This window comes from Geobacter sp. AOG1, assembly GCF_019972315.1.
Taxonomy (GTDB): Bacteria; Desulfobacterota; Desulfuromonadia; order Geobacterales; family Geobacteraceae; genus Geomobilimonas.
In genome coordinates this window covers 3179411-3201738 of the sequence record NZ_BLIZ01000001.1, presented here as the reverse complement: position 1 = coordinate 3201738, position 22328 = coordinate 3179411, and the positions used below count along the sequence as shown (strand labels likewise).

The window sequence follows — 22328 nt, the reverse complement described above, 5'->3', positions numbered from 1 at the left end:
TAAAGGGGCGGTGCAGAAACTTCTGCACCGCCCCTTTATCACCTTTAACCATACCCGCCCGCTCATTATTCTCCCTACTTTCATCCCTTATTCATTCAATGGACCGTGACCGGAAACCAGAGCGTGCAGTGAATTCGCATTCCATCGACATCATAGTACCGGTATGGAACCGGCCGGTAGAAACTCGCGACTGCCTCGTCACCCTCATGGAGCATACGCCCGGAGCCCGCCTCATTCTCGTGGATAATGGCAGCGACCGCGAGACGGAGCGGCTTCTCCAGGAATTTGCGGAAATACTCGATGATCGGGCTCTGTTGCTCCGTAACGACGTCAACCAGGGGTATATCCGGGCCGTCAACCGGGGGCTTGCCCGGGCAGAGGCGGACATTTCGATTGTCGTCAGGAACACATCCCGTGTCACGGCTGGCTGGCTGGAACCGCTCGTAGCTTTTGCCGAGCGTCACCCCGAGGCCGGCGTCGTTACACCGCACCTTATTCAGGACAACGGGGGGCGAAGCGGTGCTCACCGCCAGGAGCCGGCGGCACCGCATGAGGTGAGTCATGGCAATCTGGCCGTCATGCTCGTGAAGAAGGAGCTCTTCGAGCGGATCGGCGGCCTCTCGGAAGAGATGGACGGCGGGGTCTGGTGTCTCAAGGATTACTCCCGGCGGGCTTTTGCGGCAGGTTCTCTGACATGGTCCGTTCCTGCAAGCGTGGTGTTGTATCGTGATGAGATTTTGTTCGGTTCAGAAGTGCGGCGTGCCGAGGCGTTGCAACGGAGCATGACGCTTTACCGGCAAAAATGGGGAGAGGAGTTGGCTTACTGCCTCCATTTTCCCCAGGGAGCCGATCTCAATGTCGTTGAACAGAAGTTCCCCGTCATTCTCACGGGGGCGCGCCAGGGGTGCCAGTTCCACCTGCTGGTCCGCCTGCAGCTTTACCGTGCTATGCAGCAGGCGGGATTTGTCGACCGACATGACAATATCAGGGTGCACTGCCTTCCCCGCATCATGCCGGAGAGGGGGGCGTCGAAGGTGCTGGCGGCACTTACCGCCGAGCATTCTACCCTGACTGCGGTGACTGGCATTGACGGCATTCCCTTTCCCGGTGCGGCGGATGCCATCCCCTTCGCCGACCTGGCGCGCCGGGTGAATAGTGAGACTGCCGAGCGGTATAACCCCGACAAAGGGGCTGCTATTTGCGCCGGTTCGTGATAAATTGCCGAAGAACGGAGTCTTTCCCATGATACGTGAAATTAAGGCACAGCTTCAGTCCCACTGCCAGGTTATGGAACTTGTTGAGACCCGGTTGACGGAACGGCTGGCTGCCGCGGTGGACCTGGTGGCGACTGCCCTTGCGGGAGGGAACAAGCTGCTCGTCATGGGCAACGGCGGTTCCGCCGGAGACGCCCAGCACCTGGCGGCCGAGATCGTCGGCCGCTTCAAGCTGGAACGGCGCGCTCTGCCGGCCATTGCCCTGACTACCGATACCTCCATTCTGACGGCGATCGGCAATGACTACGGCTTCGATCAGGTGTTTCGGCGCCAGGTAGAGGCGCTGGCGGCACCCGGTGACGTGGTTGTCGGCATCTCGACGAGCGGCAATTCGCCCAACGTCCTGACTGCCCTGACCCTGGCCCGGGAGATGGGTTGCCGGACGATCGGCCTTCTCGGCCGCGACGGTGGAACCATCGGGCCGGTGGTCGACCTGGAGCTGACCATGCCGAGCCAGGATACCCCCCGCATTCAGGAGGGGCATATCACCATGATCCATATCCTCTGTGACCTGGTGGAGCGCAGAATGTTCGGTGATGCCGCAACGAAACCCTGATGCCAGATGATTAAACTTTCCGGGAAGGTGCCATGAAATACCGACCAATAGACCTGAGCGGGGTAAAGACCTATCCTCTGCGGGAACGGCAGAACAAGGTCACCGCCGCCGAACACTTTGCCCGGCCGGTTTCCGCCGGCATGAGCGTGGCCGACCTGCTGGCGGCGCTTCCCGACCAGCTCGGCTCCCGGGATCTGCTGCGTGTCATCGACGCTGTCGTTGCGGCACGGGCCAAGGGAAAACCGGTGGTCGTGGCCATGGGAGCCCATGTCCTCAAGTGCGGCCTGCAGCCGGTCCTGAAAAGTCTCATCGAGGCGGATGTGATTACCGCCGTGGCCCTGAACGGTGCCGGCGCCGTCCATGACTACGAGCTTTCCCTTATCGGCGCTACCAGCGAGGACGTGGGAGCCGTTCTCCACTGTGGCACCTTCGGCATGGCGGAGGAAACCGGCCGCGACATCAACCGTGCCGTCAGGGAAGGGGTGGCGGCCGGTCTCGGATTCGGCGAGGCGGTGGGGCGTTTCATCATTGCCAACCAGAACGCCTGTCGCGAGTATAGCCTTCTTGCCACCTGCGTCGAACGGGAGATCCCGGCGACGGTGCATGTGGCGTTGGGGACGGACATTATCCACCAGCATCCGTCCGCGGACGGATCGGTCATCGGCCAGGCGAGCTATACCGATTTTCGTATCCTGGCGTCGGTGGTGGCGGAACTGGGTGACGGCGGCGTCTATCTCAACGTGGGGAGCGCGGTCCTGTTGCCCGAGGTCTTTCTCAAGGCGCTTTCCATCGCCCAGAACCTGGGGCATCACGTGGATCATTTCACCACCGCCAACTTCGACATGCAGCAGCATTACCGGCCGTTGCAGAACGTAGTCAAACGCCCGACCTCCGGTCAGAGCAGGGGGTATACCATTACGGGGCACCACGAGATCATGCTGCCGCTCCTGGCGGCGGGAATACTGGATAGGCTCAACGGAAAACGGTAGGGGCGGCCCAACCGCCCTGTTTTTCGGACAGGCACAATTGGCCTGCTTCTACGGGGAAAACATGGAACGCAAGGAAATAGAATCGCTCTTTGCCCGGGCGCGGGAGATCAAGGCCCTGGTGGTCGGCGACCTGATGCTCGACGAGTATCTCTGGGGGAGGGCCGAGCGTATCTCCCCGGAGGCACCGGTCCAGGTGGTTGATATCACCCGCGAGGACATGCGACTCGGCGGGGCGGGCAACGTCATCAACAATCTGGTGGCCCTCGGCTGCCAGGTAGGGGTCTGCAGCGTCATCGGCGGTGACGACAATGGCACTATGCTCCGCCATGCCTTCAGCGGCAAAGGGGTTGACGTGAGCGGTCTGTTCGAGGACCTGGAACGGACCACGAGCAAAAAGACCCGGGTACTCGCCGCCAACCAGCAGATCGTCCGGATCGACCGGGAGTCCCGGGAACCGCTCGGTGCAGAGTTCGAATCGTGCGTCATCGCCTATCTCCAGGCCCAGGTCAAAAATTACGATGTCGTGCTTGTCTCCGACTACCTGAAAGGGGTCCTGACCCACCGTGTGCTGGCAAGCCTTGTCGAAAGCTGCCGCCGGGCGGGAGTGCCGGTGGTGGTTGACCCCAAGGGAAATGATTACGCCAAATACCGCGGAGCGACCATCCTGACCCCCAACCGGAAGGAGGCCGAGATCGCCTCCCACATTCCGATCCGGGACGAAGCGAGCCTGGTCGGGGCCGGAACTTCCCTGCTGCACGACCTGGCGCTGGACGGCCTGCTCGTCACCCGGAGCGAGCAGGGGATGTCCCTCTTCCTCAAGGATGGCTCCATTGACCATATACCGACCGTCGCCCGCGAGGTATTTGATGTCACCGGTGCCGGAGACACGGTTCTGGCGGTGCTGGGTCTGGCCCTTGCCTGCGGTCTCGGTTTCGGCGAGGCATCCCGGTTGGCCAATGTAGCTGCCGGGATAGCCGTTGGCAAGGTGGGGACATCCACCGTCTCCCCTGCCGAAATCATCAACGAGGTGAGCCATAGCCATCGGGACAGCAATACCAAGATAAAGAATCTGGATGTGCTGTCCGTCATCATCGACGAGGAAAAGCGGAAGGGGAAGCGGGTTGTCTTCACCAACGGCTGTTTCGACCTTCTCCATGCCGGACATGTGAAGTACCTGCAGAAGGCGCGTACCTTCGGCGACCTGCTGGTGCTGGGGCTGAACAGTGACGCATCGGTCCGCCGCCTCAAGGGGGAGCGTCGTCCTCTCATCGGGGAAACGGAACGTGCGCACATCCTGGCCGCCCTCGACTGCATCGATTACGTGGTGATCTTCGACGAGGAGACGCCACTCCGGCTCATCGAAACCCTTAAACCGCTCGTGCTGGTAAAGGGGGGAGATTACACCCCCGACGGGGTTGTCGGCAAGGATGTGGTCGAGTCCTATGGCGGCAGGGTGGAACTGGTGGAGTTCGTGGACGGGAAGTCGACGACGAATATCATCGAGAAGATACTCCAGACCTACGGTTGAAACGCCTCTTTTGCGCTCTGGCTGCGTAAGTCTTCGCGTCTGCTTGTGCGGCGTAGCGTGTGCTACGCCTCCGCGCAGACGCTCGACAGCCTTGCCAGAGCACAAAATAGTCGCTTCAGTTGGGTGTGAGTTAGTATGGAACAAGACGAAAACTTCAAACGGGCGGTCTTCCTTGACCGGGACGGTACCATCAACGTGGAGAAGGAGTATCTGCACCGCCCCGAGGAGTTCGAGTTCATCCCCGGGGTTCCGGAGGCGATCCGCCTTCTCCGTACGGCCGGGTTCCGGGTGATCGTGGTCACCAACCAGTCGGGGGTGGCCCGCGGCTATTATGGCGAGCAGGCGGTGGAGGCACTGCACCGGCATCTGGACGGGGAACTGGCACTGCACGATGCCGGTGTGGATGCCTATTACTTCTGTCCCCACCATCCCGTGGAAGGAGTCGGTGAATACCGCACGGCGTGCGACTGTCGCAAACCCCTGCCGGGGATGCTTGTCCAGGCGGCCCGTGATTTCGGGCTCGACCTCGGGAGGTCCTTCATCGTCGGCGACAAGCTTGCCGATGTGGAAGCGGGACTGGCTGCCGGTTGCCGGTCCATCCTGGTCAGGACAGGTTATGGTGAGAGGGAGGCGGGAAAGGTTCCTGAAGGCGTGCCGGTCTGCGATGACCTCCTGGCAGCGGCTAAAGCGATTGTCGCAGGCCGTGTTTAATTTGACTGCATTCATCGTGCGGTGATACCAGTGTCAGGTACCCGGCGATTTTGTCGCGGAAGATTACTTGTAAAGGTGGAAGGTCTATGGCGCTGAAAAAAGGGATAATCCTTGCGGGTGGGGCGGGAAGCAGGCTCTACCCCCTCACCCTGGTGGCGAGCAAGCAGTTGCAGCCGGTCTACGACAAGCCGATGATCTACTATCCCCTTGCCACCCTCATGATGGCGGGGATCGACGACATCCTCATCATCTCCACCCCCCACGACACTCCCCGTTTCGAGGCGCTCCTGGGTGACGGGTCCCGCTGGGGGATCCGCCTTACCTACAAGGTCCAGCCGGAACCGAGGGGGATCGCCCAGGCATTCCTGGTGGGCGAAGAGTTCATCGGGACCGACCCTGTCTGCCTCATCCTCGGTGACAACATATTCTATGGCAAGATGGAGCTTGACCAGATCGTCTCTCGATTTACTTCCGGAGCGAAGATATTCGGTTACTACGTGCAGGACCCGGAGCGGTACGGCGTGGTGGAGTTCGACAGCCAGGGGAAGGCCATCGGCATCGAGGAAAAGCCGGCCCGGCCCAAAACCAATTACGCAGTGCCGGGTCTCTACCTGTATGACGGCAGGGTGGTTGATATTGCCCGAAATCTGGCTCCGTCTCCCCGCGGAGAACTGGAGATAACGGACGTCAACCTCGAATACCTGCGTCGGGGTGAACTGCAGGTGGAAAAGCTCGGTCGCGGAATTGCCTGGCTCGATACCGGCACCCACCAGAGCCTTCTTGAGGCGAGCCATTTCATCGGCACCCTGGAGGCACGGCAGGGGCTGAAGATCGCTTGTCTTGAGGAAGTGGCCCTCCGCATGGGGTTCATCGACTGCCAGGGGATGGCACGGGCCATTGAAAACACCCCCAATTCCAGTTACCGTGAGTACCTGGTACGGGTGTATAACGAAACCGAATTGTGCGGAAAGGGAGGAAAACCATGACCCGGTCCCGGGAGTTTACCAAAGGGAAAATCCACGATGTGGTGGTGCGTCCCCTCGCCAAATTCCTCGATGAGCGAGGGTGGCTCGCCGAACTGTTCCGGAGCGACGAACTCGATCCCCAGGTTATGCCGGTCATGGCCTATCTCTCCATGACCCAGCCGGGGGTTGCCCGCGGACCCCACGAGCATCTGGACCAGACCGACTATTTCTGCTTCATGGGACCATCGAACTTCAAGGTCTATCTGTGGGACCACCGTCCGGAATCCCCCACGTGCGGAGTCAAACAGGTACTCTACGGAGGGGTGGACAGTCCTCTGACGGTGATTGTCCCTCCAGGGGTGGTTCATGCCTACCGGAACATCGGTGGAGACAACGGGATTGTTTTCAATGCTCCGAACCGGCTCTATGCCGGCGAGAGCAAGAAGTCGCCGGTGGACGAGATCCGCCACGAGGAAAAGACCGGTTCTCCTTTTTACCTTGACTAACCGTGGATTCACAACGAAAACGAGAGTGACGGAGGGGAGGCAGCCTGCCTCCCCTTGCGAATTTCTGACCTGATATGTGGGAACTTCTCAAAAAATATCGCATTCACCTGGTGACGGGAGGGGTTCTGCTGCTGGCATTCCTTTTCTACTCCCTTCACTTGAAGAACCGGGCGCATGCCAATATCTTCGAGCGGTCTGTGCTCAATCTCACAGCCCCTCTGCAGAGCGGGATTGCCGCGGCGAACCGGGCGATCGTCGGTGTCTGGAACGACTATGTCGATCTGGTTGACGTGCGACGGGAGAACAAGGAGCTGCGGGAGAGCGTCAAGATTCTCAACGGCCGGCTCCTGGAGAGTCACGAGGCGCTCCTCGCCAACGAGCGGTTACAGAAACTCCTGGATCTGAAAAGCTCTCTCCATGCGCCTGTCCTGGCAGCATCAGTCATTGGCGAAGACGGAGCCCCCTGGTTCAAGACGCTTACCATCAACCGGGGAGCCGCAGATGGTCTGCAGGAGGGTATGCCGGTGGTCGTTGCGGAGGGGGTGGTCGGCCAGGTCGTCAAGGTGGCTGCCAACAGTTCCCGAGTCCTTCTCCTCACGGATAACGCAAGTTCCGTGGCAGGAACGATCCAGAGGTCCCGGGCCCGCGGCGTGGTCAAAGGGAAGGGGAGTGGCCGCTGTTCGCTCGAATTTACCCTGCGGGAAGAGGATGTGAAGGTAGGCGATACGATCATCACCTCGGGGGTTGGCGGTGTCTTCCCCAAGGGGTTGGCTGTCGGAGAGGTTGCCATGGTGAAGAAGGGTGAATACGGCATCTTTCAGACCATCGAAGTTCGTCCCGCAGTCAACATAACCCGCCTCGAAGAGGTCATCGTGCTGTTGCAGCGGCGCGACGATTAACGGCCCTCCCCATGTTGAGATATGTGAAGTTCATCGTTCTCATTGTTGCCGCATTGCTCTTGCAGATGACACTTCTGCCTGCCTATCTGCGTGACCCATTTCAGCCCAACCTGCTGGTTACCGTAGTCGCCTGGGTGGGATTGCGCAAACAGTCCCCCCTTGGAGGGGCGATCGTTTTCCTGCTCGGCCTGCTGCAGGATACCTTCAGTGGCCTCTATCTCGGACTCAATGGTTTTACCTATCTCGTCATGTTCATTATTTTGCAGAGCATTGCCCACCGTCTCTACACCGACAGCCGCTACCTGATGATACTCGTGGTGTTCCTGGCGTCCCTCGGCAACGGCATACTCCAACTCCTGCTGTTGCTTCTCTTTTCCGCCGCTCCCGGTATCTATTCCGCCATCCTTCCCGCTCTGCTTCCCCAGGCGCTCGTCAATGCCCTTGCCACGTCGGTCGTGCTCACTCTTGCGGCCCGTAGGGGAGCGGTGGTGCAGCCATGAAAGGGCAACGTTACATACGTGAGGTAAAAGAGCCTCGCCGGCGGGTGTTCGGCATGTCCATCGCCGTTGCTGCCGTGTTCCTCGTGCTGCTTTCCCGTCTCTGGTATCTGCAGATCATAGAATCGGAGAACCTGCGGGAGCTTTCCGAGAATAACCGGCTCCGTTTCGTGCCCGTGGCGGCCTCACGCGGCGCAATCCTCGATCGTAACGGCAAGGTGCTTGTTAACAATACCCCTTCATTCAGTGTGGCAGTGGTTCCCCAGGATGTGAAGGACAAGGATGCTCTCCTGAACAGCCTCGCCCGGCACCTCGATCTCGACCCGGAGGAACTGCGGATCAAATGGGAGAAAGGGAAGGGGCGCGCCAAGTTTTATCCCATCATCCTCGCTTCGGGTATCAGTCGCGAACAGCTGGAATACCTGGAAGAGAACCGTTTGCGGCTCCCGGGTCTGGACCTGGAGATGAAACCGATCCGGGAGTACGGCAACGGCCAGCTGGCCGCCCATCTCCTCGGTTACCTGGGAGAGATATCCGAAGCGGAACTAGACAAGGAAGAGTACCAGGCCTATAACCCGGGAGATTACGTCGGCAAAAGTGGGATCGAGCGGAATTGGGAAAGTTATCTGCACGGTTCCGACGGTGGCAGGCAGATCGAGGTCGACGCGCGGGGCAGGTATTTGCGTACCATCAGTGAGACAAGCCCGACGATCGGCAACAGCATCGTCCTTACCATTGACCGTGACCTGCAGAAACGTGCCGAGCAGTCATTCGGCGACAAGGCAGGTGCTGCGGTGGCCATGGATGTCAACAGCGGCGAAATTCTCGCCTTTGTCAGCAATCCCGGCTTCGATCCTTCCCTGTTCACCGGACACATGTCTCCCAAGCAGTGGCAAACCTACCTGGAAGACAAACGTCACCCTTTGGAGAACAAGGCTCTGAAAGGGCAGTATCCCCCCGGCTCCACCTTCAAGGTCATCACGGCCCTGGCGGGATTGAAGGAAGGGCTCATCGACGAGAATACCTCAGTGGTCTGCAATGGGGCCTATACCGTTGGTAAAGATACCTTCAAGTGCTGGGACAAGAAGGGGCACGGGTCGGTCAACCTGAAACGGGCTCTCAAGGAGTCGTGTGACGTCTACTTCTATCAGCTGGGAGAACGGCTGGGGGTGGACCGGATCGCCGCATATGCCCGAGAGTTTGGTTTGGGTGCCCCCATGGGGATCGGGCTGGAGAACGAAAGGGGAGGGCTCATCCCTACCACCGACTGGAAAGAGAAAAAATACAAGAAGAAGTGGTTTCGGGGAGAAACCTTGCCGGTGTCCATTGGCCAAGGGTATACCCTCACGACTCCGATTCAGCTGGCGGCCATGATTGCCGGTGTTGCCACCGACGGAACTATCTACCGCCCCCATCTGGTGAAACGGGTGGTGGACCCGGATGGACGGGTGATAAAGGAGATAGCTCCCGAAGTGCTGAAGAAAGTGGCGCTCCCCCCGGGACTTTTCCGGAAGGTCAAGGAAGGTCTCCTGGCGGTGGTCAATGAACCGCGCGGCACCGGTGGCATGGCCCGTCTCTATGAAGTGAAAGTAGCCGGTAAGTCCGGTACCTCCCAGGTCGTTAAAATGCGCGACAGTCAGGGGAACGTGCCGTATCAGTATCGCGACCATGCCCTCTTTGTCGCCTTTGCCCCTTATGACAAGCCGGAAATTGCCGTGGCCGTTGTGGTCGAGCATGGCGAACATGGCGGTTCGGCGGCGGCTCCCATCGTCGGCAACATCCTGCGTGCCTATTTCGAAGGGAAGGGTGTCATCAAGTCTCCGGTTTCAAGAGGTAGTGAGGAGCAAGATGCGAGTGACGTGGGGAGTGAGGCGGTAGTGCCGGAAAACAGCCACAGGGAAACGGTGCGGGGAGACTGAGGGGCAGGCATGATTGATCGACGATTGTTTACCAATTTCGACTGGACACTGTTCGGTCTTATCCTTTTGATCGCCGCACTCGGGGTCTTCAATATCTACAGTGCGGCGGCGTCCTACACGGTTGTGACCACTCCGTATTTCATCAAACAGCTCTACTGGATACTGGCAGGCCTGTTTCTCGTCGTCATGATATGCAGCATTGATTACCACATGCTGGAGGACGTGGCTTTCTGGTTTTATGGTGCCGTGCTGTTCCTCCTCGTCGTGGTTCTCCTTGTCGGCAAGACCTCCATGGGGGCGACCCGCTGGATAAATCTCGGTCTGTTTACTCTCCAACCGTCGGAGCCGATGAAGATCGTTATCGTTATGACCTACGCCCGTTTTTTCAGCCGCTACCCCGTTTTCCAGGGGCTCACACTCCGCGAGCTGTTCTATCCGGTACTCCTGCTCGGCGGGCCGGCGCTCCTTATCATGAAACAGCCCGACCTGGGGACTGCCATCCTTGTGGTGCTCATCGCCTGCTCCATGCTCCTCTATGTGGGGCTGCGCTGGACGACGGTTGTCTCGTTGCTGCTGGCTGCTCTTCCTTCAATTTACCTCGCCTGGCACTTCGTCCTCCGCGATTATCAGAAAAACCGGATACTCAATTTTCTCAATCCGGAGCGCGATCCGCTGAAAAGCGGTTACCACATCATCCAGAGCAAGATAGCCGTCGGGTCGGGGGGGCTGGCCGGCAAGGGATATCTGCAGGGAACCCAGACCCAGCTCCGCTTTCTTCCCGAACAGCATACGGACTTTGCCTTCTCCGTCTTTGCGGAAGAATGGGGATTCCTCGGCTGCATGGTGGTGCTTCTCCTCTATCTGTTTCTCATCCTGTGGGGGCTGCAGATTGCAAGCAGCTGCAACGATCGCTTCGGCAGCTTGATGGCAGTGGGGGTGACGGCCATGCTCTTCTGGCATGTCGTCGTCAACATGGGGATGGTGATCGGGCTCTTTCCGGTGGTGGGCGTGCCGCTGCCGTTCTTTTCCTACGGGGGCACTTCCATGGTCACCTCCATGGTCGGGGTAGGAATCCTTCTCAATATCAGCATGCGCCGCTTCATGTTCTGACGGCTTATTGCCTGTTATACCAATTCCACATCAAGGCGCTATCTGCGTTGGCTCGTCTTCGGCTCCTCAACGTACTGCCTGTACGCCTGCGTCGCCTCAATCCTCGCCGCCTTGATTTCATCCTTGATCTGAAATTGGTATTACGTCACACACAAAGGCCGTTCCCTCATGGGAGCGGCCTTTGTCGTTGGTGCGTCATGGGAATTCTTCCCCCTGGGCACTACCACTGTGCGGAGTCGATACGGTCTGTTCTGCGAACGGTATAGTTTAGGCGACGTGCTTGTTGAGCAGGACGATGTCTTCAGTGTCGGCGATCCAGAGCGCATTGCAGTTGGTGCACTCCATGATGTCCCTGGCATAGCCGTCCGAATGCATGTCGATCTCGATGCCGGTGCTGTTGTTGCAGATGGGACAGTTCATCGGGTTTTCCTTTCATAAAAAATATTCTTGTTTTCATATCACTATAATGAACCTAAAAATTATGCACAAGAGGTATTTTGTGTAAAAAGTTCAATAAAACAATAGTTTGCGAGTGAATGGCCAATGATTGGCAAATCGTTATTATGGGTAAGTGCACAAAATTCCTGTTAAAAATTCGTTGGTCATGCCTAACTGTTTAAAATAAAAGCTAAAAATGAGAATATAACAAGATTGTGGCGTTTCGATGGGAAGATTTGTTTTAGTCACGGTAAAAACGTCGTCGTCGTGAAAGTTTTTTCCAGGTACGCATCATAAACACCGGTTTGTATTCGCTGTAATTTGCGGGGGTGTTGATATACTTTTCTCGTTTGCGAAAGGAGATCCGTCATGCGAGAAGCGATGTTCTACGAAAAATTGACAGATGGCAAGGTCCGATGCGGTCTCTGCAGGTTTCGCTGCCTGATTGGCGATGGCGGGCGTGGCATATGCGGGGTACGGGAGAACCGTGCGGGAACGCTCTATACCCTGGTCTATGGCAAGGCGGTGGCCGAGCATGTGGACCCCATCGAAAAGAAGCCGCTGTTCCACTTCCTGCCGGGGAGCCGGTCCTTTTCCATTGCCACGGTGGGGTGCAATTTCCGCTGTCTCCACTGCCAGAACTACGCAATTTCCCAGCCGGCGGAGGGGAATACCCTCCGGATAACCGGCAGCGACCTGCCGCCTGCGCTCATCGTGGAGAAGGCCCTGGATGCCGGTTGCCGCTCCATTTCCTATACCTACACGGAGCCGACGATCTTTTTCGAGTATGCCTACGACACGGCGGTTCTTGCCCACAGGGCAGGCCTGAAAAACGTGTTCGTCACCAACGGCTACATCACTGCCGAAGCCCTTGCCCATATCCGCCCTTACCTGGATGCCGCCAATATCGACCTCAAAGGCTTTTCGGACCGGTTTTACCGCGAGGTGGTGCATGCCATGCTGGCCGAAGTGCTCGCATCCATCATGGAGTACAAACGGTCAGGGATATGGATCGAACTGACCACACTCATCATTCCCGGGTGGAACGACGCGGACGAGGATCTCAGGGGGATCGCCAGCTTCATTGCTGAACAGGTCGGCGTGGACACCCCCTGGCACGTGAGCCAGTTCTATCCCACGTTCAAGCTCACCGACCGGCCCCGCACGCCGGTGGCCACCCTGCGCCGGGCAAGGCAGATCGGGCTGGATGCGGGGTTACGCTACGTGTACGAGGGAAATGTGCCGGGGGAGGGGGAGAGTACCTACTGTCCCGGTTGTGGCGAGCTGGTGATACGACGTGCAGGGTATGCCATAAGTGACAATGAATTACGGGATGGGGTCTGTCCCCGCTGCACTACGCGTCTGGCAGGTTGCTGGGATTAAGGCGCACCCTTTGCCATCTGGATATGGTAGTCACCACAACAGATTTTGAGTGTGTCGCTTCTCTGTGGCCCAGATTATGATATTTGGCGTTATCTTTTATTGAGGTTGTCAAATGGCTGAAATTGAAATATGCTCATAACGTTTCTGAACAGTAGCCATCGTGAAATCGGTGATTCATGAACAGAGAGCAGGACAACAATTTTAGTTGGAAAAAATTCGTCCTGTTTGGCGTCGTGCTCCTTGCCGCTTTTTGGCTTGTCGACGGGGTATTTGACACCCTCATCTTCAAGAAGGGAGCCTTTGCTTCAGCAGTCGTAGCCCATGAGGTGATTATGCGTCTCATGGTGTCAGGGCTGCTGATAGTTGTCGTGTGGTACGTCTGGCGGGTGGCCAGCCTGCAGGCCCGGCTGAAGGATGCGCTGCATGTGGCCCTGGACAAGTACCAGGAGGAAAAGGCTCGATCGGAGGCAATCCTTTCGGCCATGAGTGATGCAATCAGTGTGCAGGACCTCAACTTGAAGGTTCTCTATCAGAATCAGGCCCACAAGAGTCTTATGGGAGAGCATGTGGGCGAGTATTGCTACACGGCCTACCAGCATAAGGACGACGTGTGCGAAGGATGTCATCTGGTCCAGTCCTTCAGCGATGGGTTTTGCCATCGTCGTGAGGCGAGCGCCGTTACGGAGCGGGGGATGCGTCATGTGGAGATTATTTCCTCCCCCTTGCGGGATGCCGGCGGCACCATAATTGCCGGTATAGAGTCAATCCGGGACATTACCGAACGGCGGGAGGCCGAGGAGAAACTCCGTTTGCAGCAGGCTGCCATGGAAGCCGCTATGGACGGAATCGCCATTTTTGACGAAACCAGGGGCTTCATCTACGTGAACCAGTCTTTTGGGAGGCTCTTCGGATTTGAGTCGGCCGGCGAGCTCCTGAGCACGTCGTGGCGGATTCTCTTCTCCCCCGAAGAACTGGCACGCTACGAGCGGGAAAACAGGCCGATGTTTCTGCGTGACAGGAGGTGGCGCGGCGAACTGGTCGGCAAGCGGAAGAATGGCAGCACTTTTCCTCTGGAAATATCACTCACCAGTATCGAGAGAGGGGGGACTATCGCCGTCGCCCGGGATATTACCGAGCAGAAGCGGTTCGAGCAGGAGAACGAGGCGCTCAGCCACGACCTTGCGGACCGGGCCACCGCCCTGCTCGCGGTCAATACGGAGCTCCTGGAGGCGAAGAACCGTGCAGAAGAGGAGAAGAACAAGTCGGATGCCATTATTGCCGCCATGGGTGAAGGCGTCAGCATTCAGAGCCTCGATTTCAAGGTGCTGTACCAGAACCAGGTCCACCAGGATATCGTCGGCGGCAGTTTTATCGGCAGCTACTGTTACCAGGCCTACTCGTGCAATGACGATATCTGCGAGGGGTGTCCTGTTGTTCGGTGCTATAAGGACGGGCGCATTCATAAGCTGATTAAGGTACTGCCTTCGGGCACTCCCATAGAGGTCACTGCATCGCCGCTGCGGGACTCGGGAGGAAAGATCATCGCCGGAATCGAAGTGGTCAGGGATATGACACAGCACGTGAAAGCGGAACAGGCCCTCCAGGCCCAGGCCGATGTCTTGCAGCAACAGACTTTGGACTTACTTGCGTCGAACCGGGAGCTTGAGGCTTTTAGCTATACCCTTTCCCACGACTTGCGCTCTCCCCTGACTCGTATCTATGTGGCAGGGCAGGCCCTTGTCGAGATGTACGGCGAGGCCTTCGACGAAAACGGCAGGATGCTCCTCCATGCCATCTGCGACGGGAGCGAGCATATGGAGGAGCTGATCGAGGCGATCCTCGGTCTGTCCGGGGTTACCAGAAGCGAGATGCATATGGAGAAAGTCGATCTGAGCGGTCTGGCAGCGGTTATTGTCGCCGACCTAAATGTGACCGGGCCTGAACGGAAGGTTGAATTCGTCATTGCCACCGACATGACGGCCTTCTGTGACCCTCGACTGATGAAAGTCGTCCTGGAAAACCTGTTGGGAAATGCCTGGAAATATTCCAGGAACACCCCTACAGCCAGGATTGAATTCGGTGTCACCGAGCGTGAAGGTGGGACCGTCTACTTCGTTCGCGACAACGGTGCCGGCTTTGACATGAAAGATGCCGACGGGCTTTTCACGCCATTCAAGCGGTTGCATGCTTCGAAGGATTTCCCCGGCACGGGGATCGGACTGGCAACCGTCCAGCGCATCATCGAGCGCCACGGCGGTAACATATGGGCCGAAGCGGAGGTTGGTAGGGGCGCAACCTTTTACTTCACCCTCAAGCAAGCGAATTCCTCCCCATTGCCCTGACCTCAGTTTATTCCTTTGAAGCGTTCGCTTCCCTGCCATAACGCGTAATTTTAACCTCCGCGATAATCCTCCCGCCCCTCAGTATTCTGCAGCCCTCTCCAAAAACAAACAGAAATTACAGCGCGTTATGTGCCAGGGTTTGAACAATAACGTTACGACTCGCGGCTAAATAGTTAACATATAAACATTAAAATTTTTTTATTGACAAAGCTCCAGTGTCGACTAGAATGTGCCGGTATAACGCATTTGTATTTGTTAATGCATGGAGTCTGGGCAGCGAATCTTCCCTCCTTCCGGTCCGCACCACTGTGAAACCCAGCCGTAGAAACGATTCCCCTAATACCTCTGCAAAGAGCAAATGAAGTACTTCTGCCACCGCGGTGTCTGGTGTTTGCGATCAAGCGCCGACCATGCTGCGTTCGTGAGCATACGTGTCTTGATGTATCAGGGCATGGGGTGAATGCACGGCAGTATGGAGTCCGTTCATCATTTCCATGGTGTGATGAATAACGGCTTCGTATCTGCAAAATATACCTGTCAAGGGAGGTGATGTGGGTCTCTGAAATTCTTTACTACCATAACTAAAAAAGATTCATTACCCAAGAAAGGAGCAATACGCATGAAAAAAATTCTTTTAAGCATGACGCTGACCGCCACAATCGTGCTCGGTCTGGCTGTCGTGAACTGGGCGAAGGTTCCGCCCCCTCCGGTCAACCAGAACGGAGGGATCTATGACACCACGTTCTCAGCCTTGACCCGAGCGGACTGTCTGCAGGGTGCCCCGTGCCACGTCAGTGATGCGGTCCTCGTTCCGCGCCACCACAACCTGACGCTGCCACCGCGGCAGCTGAGCTGTTATGGCGACCCAACTGCCTCCCCAGTCACCGGCTGCCATCAGCTGATTCCCGACGGGTCCGGCGGGTTTACCTTCGCCGACTTCAGGAATTGTCTCAATTGCCACTCAAAGACCCCGCACCATATTACAACTGCTGCCCAGCAGCAGGACTGCAAGTTCTGCCACGGCAGCTTCATCGACAACCCGCTTGACAACCATTACATCCCGACCTATGCCAAGTCTTCGGTGACACCCGAGACCAAGTGGCGCGGCAACAACCCCGCCGTCCCGCAGAACTACGGCGGTTGTATGGCATGTCATCAGGCTGCCCTTGCTGCTCCTGACGTCGGGCCGAAGGACATCAAGAGCAACGCCGATACGCACCATGGCACCGGCCTTGGCGCTCCGACCTCCGTCACGGGCCAACCGATTGCTGTCGGCGACTGCACCTGGTGCCACGGCGGACAGCCCGGTGATCCCACCTTCCTCGACATCCGGACCTGCGAGCGTTGCCACGGCGTCAAGTCGCTCCACAACATCCAGAATCCTCAGGGGCAGGTTGTAACCGGTCCAAACGTCGTTCCGGGCGCCATGCCGCTCGGCTATGGCCACGTTGGTAACGACTTTGACTGCTGGGGCTGCCACGGTACGTTCAAGAAGTATGCGACCGATCCGTCTCCGGCCGGCGCCATTGTTCCGTTCGTTAGCGACGTGAGCACCAGGGCGCTCATCGCCAACAAGCAAAACGCCCTCACTATCACGGGTGGCAGCTTCACCAACCAGAGCAACGGGATTGACTTCACCTCGTCCGTCACCCTGACGAACGGCACCACCACGGTCACCGTCCAGCCGACCTCGATCACCGTAAGCGAGATCCAGGCCAACATCCCGGCTCTCCCGGTCGGTACCTACGACCTGCTCGTTGTCAAGGGCGACAAGCAGAGCAACCTGACGAGAATTGCCGTTATTCCACCTCTCGCCATTACAGCCGCTACGGTCAGCGGCAGCACCGTCACCATTACCGGCAGTGGCTTCGGTAAGGCTCCGCCCACCGATGTGAGCACCGGCCTCGGCGTCTTCGCACCCGATGGCAGCCAGTGCGCGATCGTGTACTGGAGTGACACGAAGATTGTCGTCACGAGCACCGTCCTCAAAGCTGGCAGCACTGCCACCGTGAAGAGTCTTTACGGACCGGTCAGCAGGATTGTCACTGCTGCCGCCAAGAAGACCAAGCGGTAGTTTCTGATGTCGCGGGGATAGGGAGAAATCACTCCCTATCCCCCATTTTATCCGGGTGATGGTTGTATCCTATCGATCATGAGGTCGCACATGAATGCTTTACGCACCCTGCTTGTGACAGTAACGGGCGCGCTGCTTCTCCTGCCGATTAACGCTGTTGCAGCCACGAAGAACGTAATCATCGGGTTCCATCGCGCCCCGGCGGCGCACGAAGAAAATCTGGTGCATGGTGCCAGGGGGCGTATTCACCGGACTCACCGGCACATTTCCGCCATTTCAGCTGAACTTCCCGAGGAGGAGATTGCTCGCCTCAAGAAAGATCCCTCGGTTGCCTATGTTGTCGACAATATTACATTTACCCTGATCCGGCCGGTTGAACCGCTCAGTGTTGCGTCTCCCGAATATGTTGATTCCTGGGGGGTGCTGCGGATCGGTTCTGATACCGCTGCTTCCCGCGGGTTCAAGGGAGCGGGAATCAAGGTCGCGATTGTCGACTCCGGAATTGACTACAACCATCCCGATCTGAAGGACAACTATCGGGGTGGATACAATTTTGTTGCAAATAATTCAGACCCATATGACGACGATTTTCAGAGCCATGGCACTCACGTGGCCGGAGTCGTCGCGGCGCGGGATAACGGTACCGGCGTTGTCGGCGTGGCGCCGGCAGCTTCGCTCTATGCGGTGAAGGTTTTCGGTGCCAACAACACCGGCGGGGATATGGATATGGTGGTTGCGGGGATTGAGTGGGCCATTGACAACAAGATGGATGTGGTCAATCTCAGCATCGGGTACTCCGGTGATATTTATTCCGTCTATCCCGACTATTTCAAGCCGCTCAAGGATGCATGCGACATGGCCTACCAGGCCGGCATCGTCCTGGTGGCAGCAGCGGGCAACGACGACAGGGAAATCGTTTCCGTTCCGGCTGCGTTTGATTCCGTCATCGCTGTTGCGGCCACCGACCAGAACGACCAGCGTGCCGTTTTTGCAGCGCCCTATGCATCCAGCTACGGCTCTCAAGTTGAACTGGCCGCGCCAGGGACCTTTATCAAGTCGACGGTCAGCGGTGGTGGCTATGCGCTTCTGAGCGGTACGTCCCAGGCGGCTCCCCATGTGGCCGGTGCCGCGGCGGTGCTCCTGTCGACCGGAATAGCAGACGGGAACGGTGACGGCAGCCGTGCCGACGAAGTGAGGGCGAAACTTGCCACCACGGCAAAAGACCTGGGAGACCCCGGACGTGACAAGTACTTCGGTTGGGGGCTGGTGGACCTTGCAGCCGCTACAGCTGCTTCGGAAAGCTACCGTCTTCACCTGGTGAGAATGGGCAGATCACCCAAACGAGACATGCAATCCATTATCCTCGGTAAAGGGAACTATTCGATGGTTATCAAGAACGGCGGATTGGAGCGGATAGTGGCCAAGGCTGCCGAAGGAGATAGTTTCAAATTCGCACAGCTGTACTCGTATTCGTTCAGTTCCGCACTTCAGGAAGTGACCTTCTCGGTCGCTCTCGATGGAGTGCAAACGGAGCTCGCTTTTTTCCCGGGAGGTGAAGTCGGAGCATCGGCCGATCTCACCATAACGAGGCTCAACCAGTAACAGGGACGTAAGGGGCGAGGGATGCGGATTCGGCGTTTGATCGGGTATGGGTTCATGATGACGGGGCTGGCGTTGATGGGCTATCTCTTCCCGGCGTTTGTCTACGCAGATGATGTGAAGGAAACGAAGAAAACTGTTGCTGCCGTCAATGGCGTGCCGATTTACGAAGATGCTCTGGATGCCCACCTGGCCGCGTTGGCGCATAAAGGGAAATCATCAGGTATTGCGCGGGACCCCAGGAAACTGGATGACCGCCAGAGGAGAAAGGGACTCGACTCCCTCATTGAGGCAGAACTTCTCCGGCAGGCAAGCCAGCAGCATTCCGTCGGCGATTGTGAAGCCAAGGTGAGCAAGAAACTGCAGGAAATCAAAGACAAGTTTTCCAACGAAGAAGCGTTTCTCAAGAGCCTTCAGGTGAGAGGCAAAACGCTCGATGCTTTCATGACTGAACTGCGCGCCGGGGTTCGTTATGACGAATATCTGGCGAGCAGCAAGATCACCGGGATCGCCATACCCGATCAAGAAGTGGAGAAGTTTTACCGGGAGAATCAGAAAAGCTTTCTCATTCCGGAGCAGATTAAGGTCAGGCATATTCTTGTTCTCTTTGGCGATAATTCCGGAGAACAGGTTGAAAATGCCTACAAGCAGGCCTGTGCGATCCGTGAGCTGTTGGTGAGCAAGAAAGATTTCGAGGCGGTGGCCAGGGAGGTCGCCAGCTGCTCTTCCGAGGGAAATTGTGGCGTCGTGGACTACTTTACCCGTGGGGAAATGCCCGCAGAGTTCGAAGCTGCGGCATTTTTGCTGCAACCTGGTGAGGTGAGCAGCCCGGTCAAGACACCCTATGGGTATCACGTGATCGAGGTCATCGACAGAAAGCCCGAAGTCGTACGCCAGTTTTCGGACGTCAGGGATTTCATTGAACGCTATCTTCGTCGACTTCTGGAAGCCGAGAAACTGACCGCCCACGTCGTCGACCTGAAAAAGAAGGCGGATATAAAGGTGTTTTTCCCCTAAGTGAGGAACGAACAGTGATGTCGCCTCTGAGGTTTCGCTGTGCAGTGCTAACCACAGTAGTTCCCGGATGATCGAAGAATTGGTGATCTTTATATTGCTGAATGATTTGGAACGGTAGAGGAATCGAAAGGGAAAAGGTACGGATAATGGACTTTGAAAAGGGCATCAAAGGAATGTTTTTGGCACTCTGTCTCCTTCTGGCAGTGGTGTTTGCTCCAGCTGTGCATGCTGCAGACTGGACTCTTACCAGCGGGAACTCAACGGTGATCCTCGACGACTCCTCGTTGCCGGGAGGAAGTCCTGGTGTTTATTCCTGGTTAGCCGATGGCGTCGAACGTATGGTCCAGCAGGCATTTTACTATCGGATCGGAACGACATCGCCGGAGTATCCCGTGAGTGGCGATGCACTTGATCCCGCCGCTCTTTTTACCGTTGCGACTACTAGCCAGACGCCCTCATCCGTAACCCTGACTTTTACCGAGAAGGCCGGCAGGTTTTCGATGGCTGTCACCTATGAGCTGATCGGCGGAGTGACCGGCCGGTCAACGCTCAACAAGAAAGTGGTCATCACGAATCTTTCCGGCGCTCCCCTTGACTTCCATCTCTTCAGTTATTCGGATTACGATATAAAGACCGGCCGCAATGTCACCGAGAATGCAGCGATTATTGGTGGCAGAGCATACCAGGCCAATTTCGCTACTGTGACAGATACTGTCGGGGCAGGGACTACCCTGGTCGAGAGGGCGACGGTGTCTCCCAGTCGGTATGGAATCGACAGCAGCCAGTTTCTGGGTTCCCTGGCTAACGGGGCCACTCCGTACGACCTCGATAACTTTGCTGGACCGTATCCCTCCAATGGAGATACACAGTTTGCCCTCCAGTGGGACCTGACGATTGACTCTGCAACTCCGACATCATTCACGATTACGGACGAATTCTATCCGACCAAATCGCTCTATCTGGCCAAGAGTACGGCAGGCAGCTGCGTCAACTACGGTCAGACTTTCACCAACACGTACACATTCGATAATACCCTTAACACGTCAACTCCTGTCAATAACATCCTGATATCCGAGAAACTTGCTCGGGACGTGGCTCTGTCTTCGGCGACGAACGGTGGGACGTACGATGCCGCCACTGGCATGGTCAAATGGAGTATCCCCCAATTGGCTGGCGGCGCGGTGCAGCAGACGGTCCAGGGAACATTCATGGTCAATTCCGCCGCGGACTTCACCATGACAACCCAACTCAGCAGCAACGAGGCGTTCCCTTCGAGCACGAGCGCAAAACTGGTGCTCTGCAATCACCCCCCTGCAATTACCTCCTCTCCGGTCAAGGGTGGCACGGAGGGACAGCCCTACAGCTATCAGGTGACCGCTGTTGATGGCGATGCCGGCACTACGCTTACTTACTCCCTTGATGCGCCCCCCACCGGCATGACGATCAATCCGACCACCGGCCTTGTTTCATGGACGCCGACTTCTGCCCAAACCGGAAACAATACCATCACGGTGAGAGTGAGCGACGGTTCGCTCAGCGCGACCCAGACCTATACGCTCTTCATCGCGTATATCAACGTAGCGCCGGTATTTGTTTCTACCCCGGTAACAAGCGCGACGGCTGGACAGTCATATAAGTATATGGCCATCGCAACCGATGCGAACAAGGGGGACAAAGTAACCTATGGTCTTCCGACCGCCCCCGCGGGGATGGTAATTGACCCAGCTATTGGGGTTATAACCTGGACCCCTGAGGCAACCCAGGTCGGCGCAAATAACGTTGTCATACAGGCTACGGATACCGGTTATCTCTCCGCAACTCAATCGTTTACCATCACCGTGGGAGTAACCAATAGTCCCCCTACGATAACCAGTGTTCCGGTAACCAGTGTAAATGATACTGTTGCGTATACGTACACCGTCACCGCCACCGATCCGAACAACGATCCGTTGACCTATATCCTTTCCGGAGCCCCAACCGGGATGACTCTCAGTGGTAACGTCATCAGTTGGCCTGCCCCGGTAGCGGGGAGTTATTCTCTTGCGGTGACTGTCAGCGACGGCAAGGGTGGGACCGTTAGCCAGAACTTCGTGCTGAGTGTCACGCACGTCAACAGGCCGCCGGTGATCACTACGACGTCCCTTGCTTCGGGGACCGATGCGGCCACGTACAGTTTTCAAATCGACGCGAGCGATCCCGACAAGGATCCCCTGAACTTTAGCCTTCTCTACCAACCGGTGGGACTTACGATCAGTTCGACTGGCCTACTGACTTGGGCTAACCCCATTTCTGGCACCTATACTTTCAACGTCACGGCTACGGATACAAACAAGGCAAGCACTTCTAAGTCGTTTACGCTCACTATAAACCAAGTAACCAAGACCACGCCGACTATCACCTGGGTGACTCCGGCGGCGATCACCTACGGAACGGCACTCTCCACCACCCAGCTGAATGCCACGGTCAGTGGTGGGGTAGCCGGGACCTTCACCTACACCCCTGCAGCCGGGACCGTGCTGAT

17 protein-coding genes and 1 pseudogene are annotated in these 22328 nt (G+C 57.2%); 17 read left to right on the top strand and 1 reads right to left on the bottom strand.

Annotation, left to right across the window (positions count from 1 at the left end):
• Positions 1-128 precede the first annotated feature (128 nt).
• From LDN04_RS14585 to rodA, 11 genes are all read left to right on the top strand, one after another.
• Positions 129-1214 (top strand): glycosyltransferase family 2 protein, encoded by a 1086-nt coding sequence (locus LDN04_RS14585; RefSeq protein ID WP_223912146.1) that lies wholly within the window; start codon positions 129-131, stop codon positions 1212-1214.
• Between the two features lie 28 nt (positions 1215-1242).
• Positions 1243-1830, top strand: a complete 588-nt coding sequence (gmhA, locus tag LDN04_RS14580) for a D-sedoheptulose 7-phosphate isomerase (protein WP_223912143.1) — start codon at positions 1243-1245, stop codon at positions 1828-1830.
• Positions 1831-1862: 32 nt separating this feature from the next.
• On the top strand, positions 1863-2819 hold the full coding sequence (locus LDN04_RS14575; protein WP_223912140.1) for a hypothetical protein: 957 nt from the start codon (positions 1863-1865) through the stop codon (positions 2817-2819).
• Positions 2820-2880: 61 nt separating this feature from the next.
• Positions 2881-4347: a bifunctional D-glycero-beta-D-manno-heptose-7-phosphate kinase/D-glycero-beta-D-manno-heptose 1-phosphate adenylyltransferase HldE gene (hldE, locus tag LDN04_RS14570; protein WP_223912137.1), complete on the top strand. Its 1467-nt coding sequence runs from the start codon at positions 2881-2883 to the stop codon at positions 4345-4347.
• Positions 4348-4482: 135 nt separating this feature from the next.
• Complete coding sequence (gene gmhB, locus LDN04_RS14565) at positions 4483-5058, top strand: D-glycero-beta-D-manno-heptose 1,7-bisphosphate 7-phosphatase (RefSeq protein WP_223912134.1); 576 nt, start codon at positions 4483-4485, stop codon at positions 5056-5058.
• An 86-nt stretch (positions 5059-5144) separates the two neighbouring features.
• Positions 5145-6044, top strand: a complete 900-nt coding sequence (rfbA, locus tag LDN04_RS14560) for a glucose-1-phosphate thymidylyltransferase RfbA (protein ID WP_223912131.1) — start codon at positions 5145-5147, stop codon at positions 6042-6044.
• Positions 6041-6529: a dTDP-4-dehydrorhamnose 3,5-epimerase family protein gene (locus LDN04_RS14555; protein ID WP_223912129.1), complete on the top strand. Its 489-nt coding sequence runs from the start codon at positions 6041-6043 to the stop codon at positions 6527-6529. Before rfbA ends, LDN04_RS14555 begins: the two co-directional genes overlap by 4 nt.
• Positions 6530-6603: 74 nt before the next feature.
• A complete protein-coding gene (gene mreC / locus LDN04_RS14550; RefSeq protein ID WP_223912127.1) occupies positions 6604-7428 on the top strand; it encodes a rod shape-determining protein MreC in 825 nt (274 codons plus the stop codon).
• Between the two features lie 11 nt (positions 7429-7439).
• The gene (gene mreD, locus LDN04_RS14545; protein WP_223912125.1) at positions 7440-7928 is read left to right on the top strand and encodes a rod shape-determining protein MreD; all 489 of its coding nucleotides are present in this window, start codon (positions 7440-7442) and stop codon (positions 7926-7928) included.
• Positions 7925-9844 carry a penicillin-binding protein 2 gene (mrdA, locus tag LDN04_RS14540; protein WP_223912123.1) on the top strand — a complete coding sequence of 640 codons (1920 nt, stop codon included), beginning with the start codon at positions 7925-7927 and terminating at the stop codon, positions 9842-9844. The genes mreD and mrdA overlap by 4 nt, the downstream gene beginning before the upstream one ends.
• 9 nt (positions 9845-9853) lie before the next feature.
• Positions 9854-10954, top strand: a complete 1101-nt coding sequence (gene rodA / locus LDN04_RS14535; protein ID WP_223912121.1) for a rod shape-determining protein RodA — start codon at positions 9854-9856, stop codon at positions 10952-10954.
• Between the two features lie 267 nt (positions 10955-11221).
• Here rodA and LDN04_RS14530 read toward each other — a convergent pair whose 3' ends face one another.
• On the bottom strand, positions 11222-11374 hold the full coding sequence (locus LDN04_RS14530; protein WP_223912118.1) for a hypothetical protein: 153 nt from the start codon (positions 11372-11374) through the stop codon (positions 11222-11224).
• Positions 11375-11761: 387 nt separating this feature from the next.
• Here LDN04_RS14530 and amrS point away from each other — a divergent pair, with 387 nt between their 5' ends.
• The 6 genes and pseudogenes from amrS to LDN04_RS17005 all read left to right on the top strand — a co-directional run.
• Positions 11762-12775, top strand: a complete 1014-nt coding sequence (gene amrS, locus LDN04_RS14525; RefSeq protein ID WP_223912116.1) for an AmmeMemoRadiSam system radical SAM enzyme — start codon at positions 11762-11764, stop codon at positions 12773-12775.
• A gap of 176 nt (positions 12776-12951) precedes the next feature.
• Positions 12952-15117 carry a PAS domain S-box protein gene (locus tag LDN04_RS14520; protein ID WP_223912113.1) on the top strand — a complete coding sequence of 722 codons (2166 nt, stop codon included), beginning with the start codon at positions 12952-12954 and terminating at the stop codon, positions 15115-15117.
• Positions 15118-15736: 619 nt separating this feature from the next.
• Positions 15737-17191, top strand: coding sequence for an IPT/TIG domain-containing protein (locus tag LDN04_RS14515; protein WP_223912110.1), 1455 nt, complete (start codon positions 15737-15739; stop codon positions 17189-17191).
• 90 nt (positions 17192-17281) lie between these two features.
• The gene (locus LDN04_RS14510) at positions 17282-18793 is read left to right on the top strand and encodes a S8 family peptidase (RefSeq protein ID WP_223912107.1); all 1512 of its coding nucleotides are present in this window, start codon (positions 17282-17284) and stop codon (positions 18791-18793) included.
• Between the two features lie 21 nt (positions 18794-18814).
• The gene (locus tag LDN04_RS14505) at positions 18815-19807 is read left to right on the top strand and encodes a peptidylprolyl isomerase (protein ID WP_223912104.1); all 993 of its coding nucleotides are present in this window, start codon (positions 18815-18817) and stop codon (positions 19805-19807) included.
• Positions 19808-19908: 101 nt separating this feature from the next.
• Positions 19909-22328: pseudogene (locus LDN04_RS17005) on the top strand (putative Ig domain-containing protein); the annotation flags it as partial.

Excerpts from the sequence above, each read along its gene's own strand:
- gmhA (WP_223912143.1), top strand. The coding sequence starts at position 1,243 with ATGATACGTGAAATTAAGGCACAGCTTCAGTCCCACTGCCAGGTTATG.
- LDN04_RS14575 (WP_223912140.1), top strand. The coding sequence starts at position 1,863 with ATGAAATACCGACCAATAGACCTGAGCGGGGTAAAGACCTATCCTCTG.
- hldE (WP_223912137.1), top strand. The coding sequence starts at position 2,881 with ATGGAACGCAAGGAAATAGAATCGCTCTTTGCCCGGGCGCGGGAGATC.
- gmhB (WP_223912134.1), top strand. The coding sequence starts at position 4,483 with ATGGAACAAGACGAAAACTTCAAACGGGCGGTCTTCCTTGACCGGGAC.
- rfbA (WP_223912131.1), top strand. The coding sequence starts at position 5,145 with ATGGCGCTGAAAAAAGGGATAATCCTTGCGGGTGGGGCGGGAAGCAGG.
- LDN04_RS14555 (WP_223912129.1), top strand. The coding sequence starts at position 6,041 with ATGACCCGGTCCCGGGAGTTTACCAAAGGGAAAATCCACGATGTGGTG.
- mreC (WP_223912127.1), top strand. The coding sequence starts at position 6,604 with ATGTGGGAACTTCTCAAAAAATATCGCATTCACCTGGTGACGGGAGGG.
- mreD (WP_223912125.1), top strand. The coding sequence starts at position 7,440 with ATGTTGAGATATGTGAAGTTCATCGTTCTCATTGTTGCCGCATTGCTC.
- mrdA (WP_223912123.1), top strand. The coding sequence starts at position 7,925 with ATGAAAGGGCAACGTTACATACGTGAGGTAAAAGAGCCTCGCCGGCGG.
- rodA (WP_223912121.1), top strand. The coding sequence starts at position 9,854 with ATGATTGATCGACGATTGTTTACCAATTTCGACTGGACACTGTTCGGT.
- LDN04_RS14530 (WP_223912118.1), bottom strand. The coding sequence starts at position 11,374 with ATGAACTGTCCCATCTGCAACAACAGCACCGGCATCGAGATCGACATG.
- amrS (WP_223912116.1), top strand. The coding sequence starts at position 11,762 with ATGCGAGAAGCGATGTTCTACGAAAAATTGACAGATGGCAAGGTCCGA.
- LDN04_RS14520 (WP_223912113.1), top strand. The coding sequence starts at position 12,952 with ATGAACAGAGAGCAGGACAACAATTTTAGTTGGAAAAAATTCGTCCTG.
- LDN04_RS14515 (WP_223912110.1), top strand. The coding sequence starts at position 15,737 with ATGAAAAAAATTCTTTTAAGCATGACGCTGACCGCCACAATCGTGCTC.
- LDN04_RS14510 (WP_223912107.1), top strand. The coding sequence starts at position 17,282 with ATGAATGCTTTACGCACCCTGCTTGTGACAGTAACGGGCGCGCTGCTT.
- LDN04_RS14505 (WP_223912104.1), top strand. The coding sequence starts at position 18,815 with ATGCGGATTCGGCGTTTGATCGGGTATGGGTTCATGATGACGGGGCTG.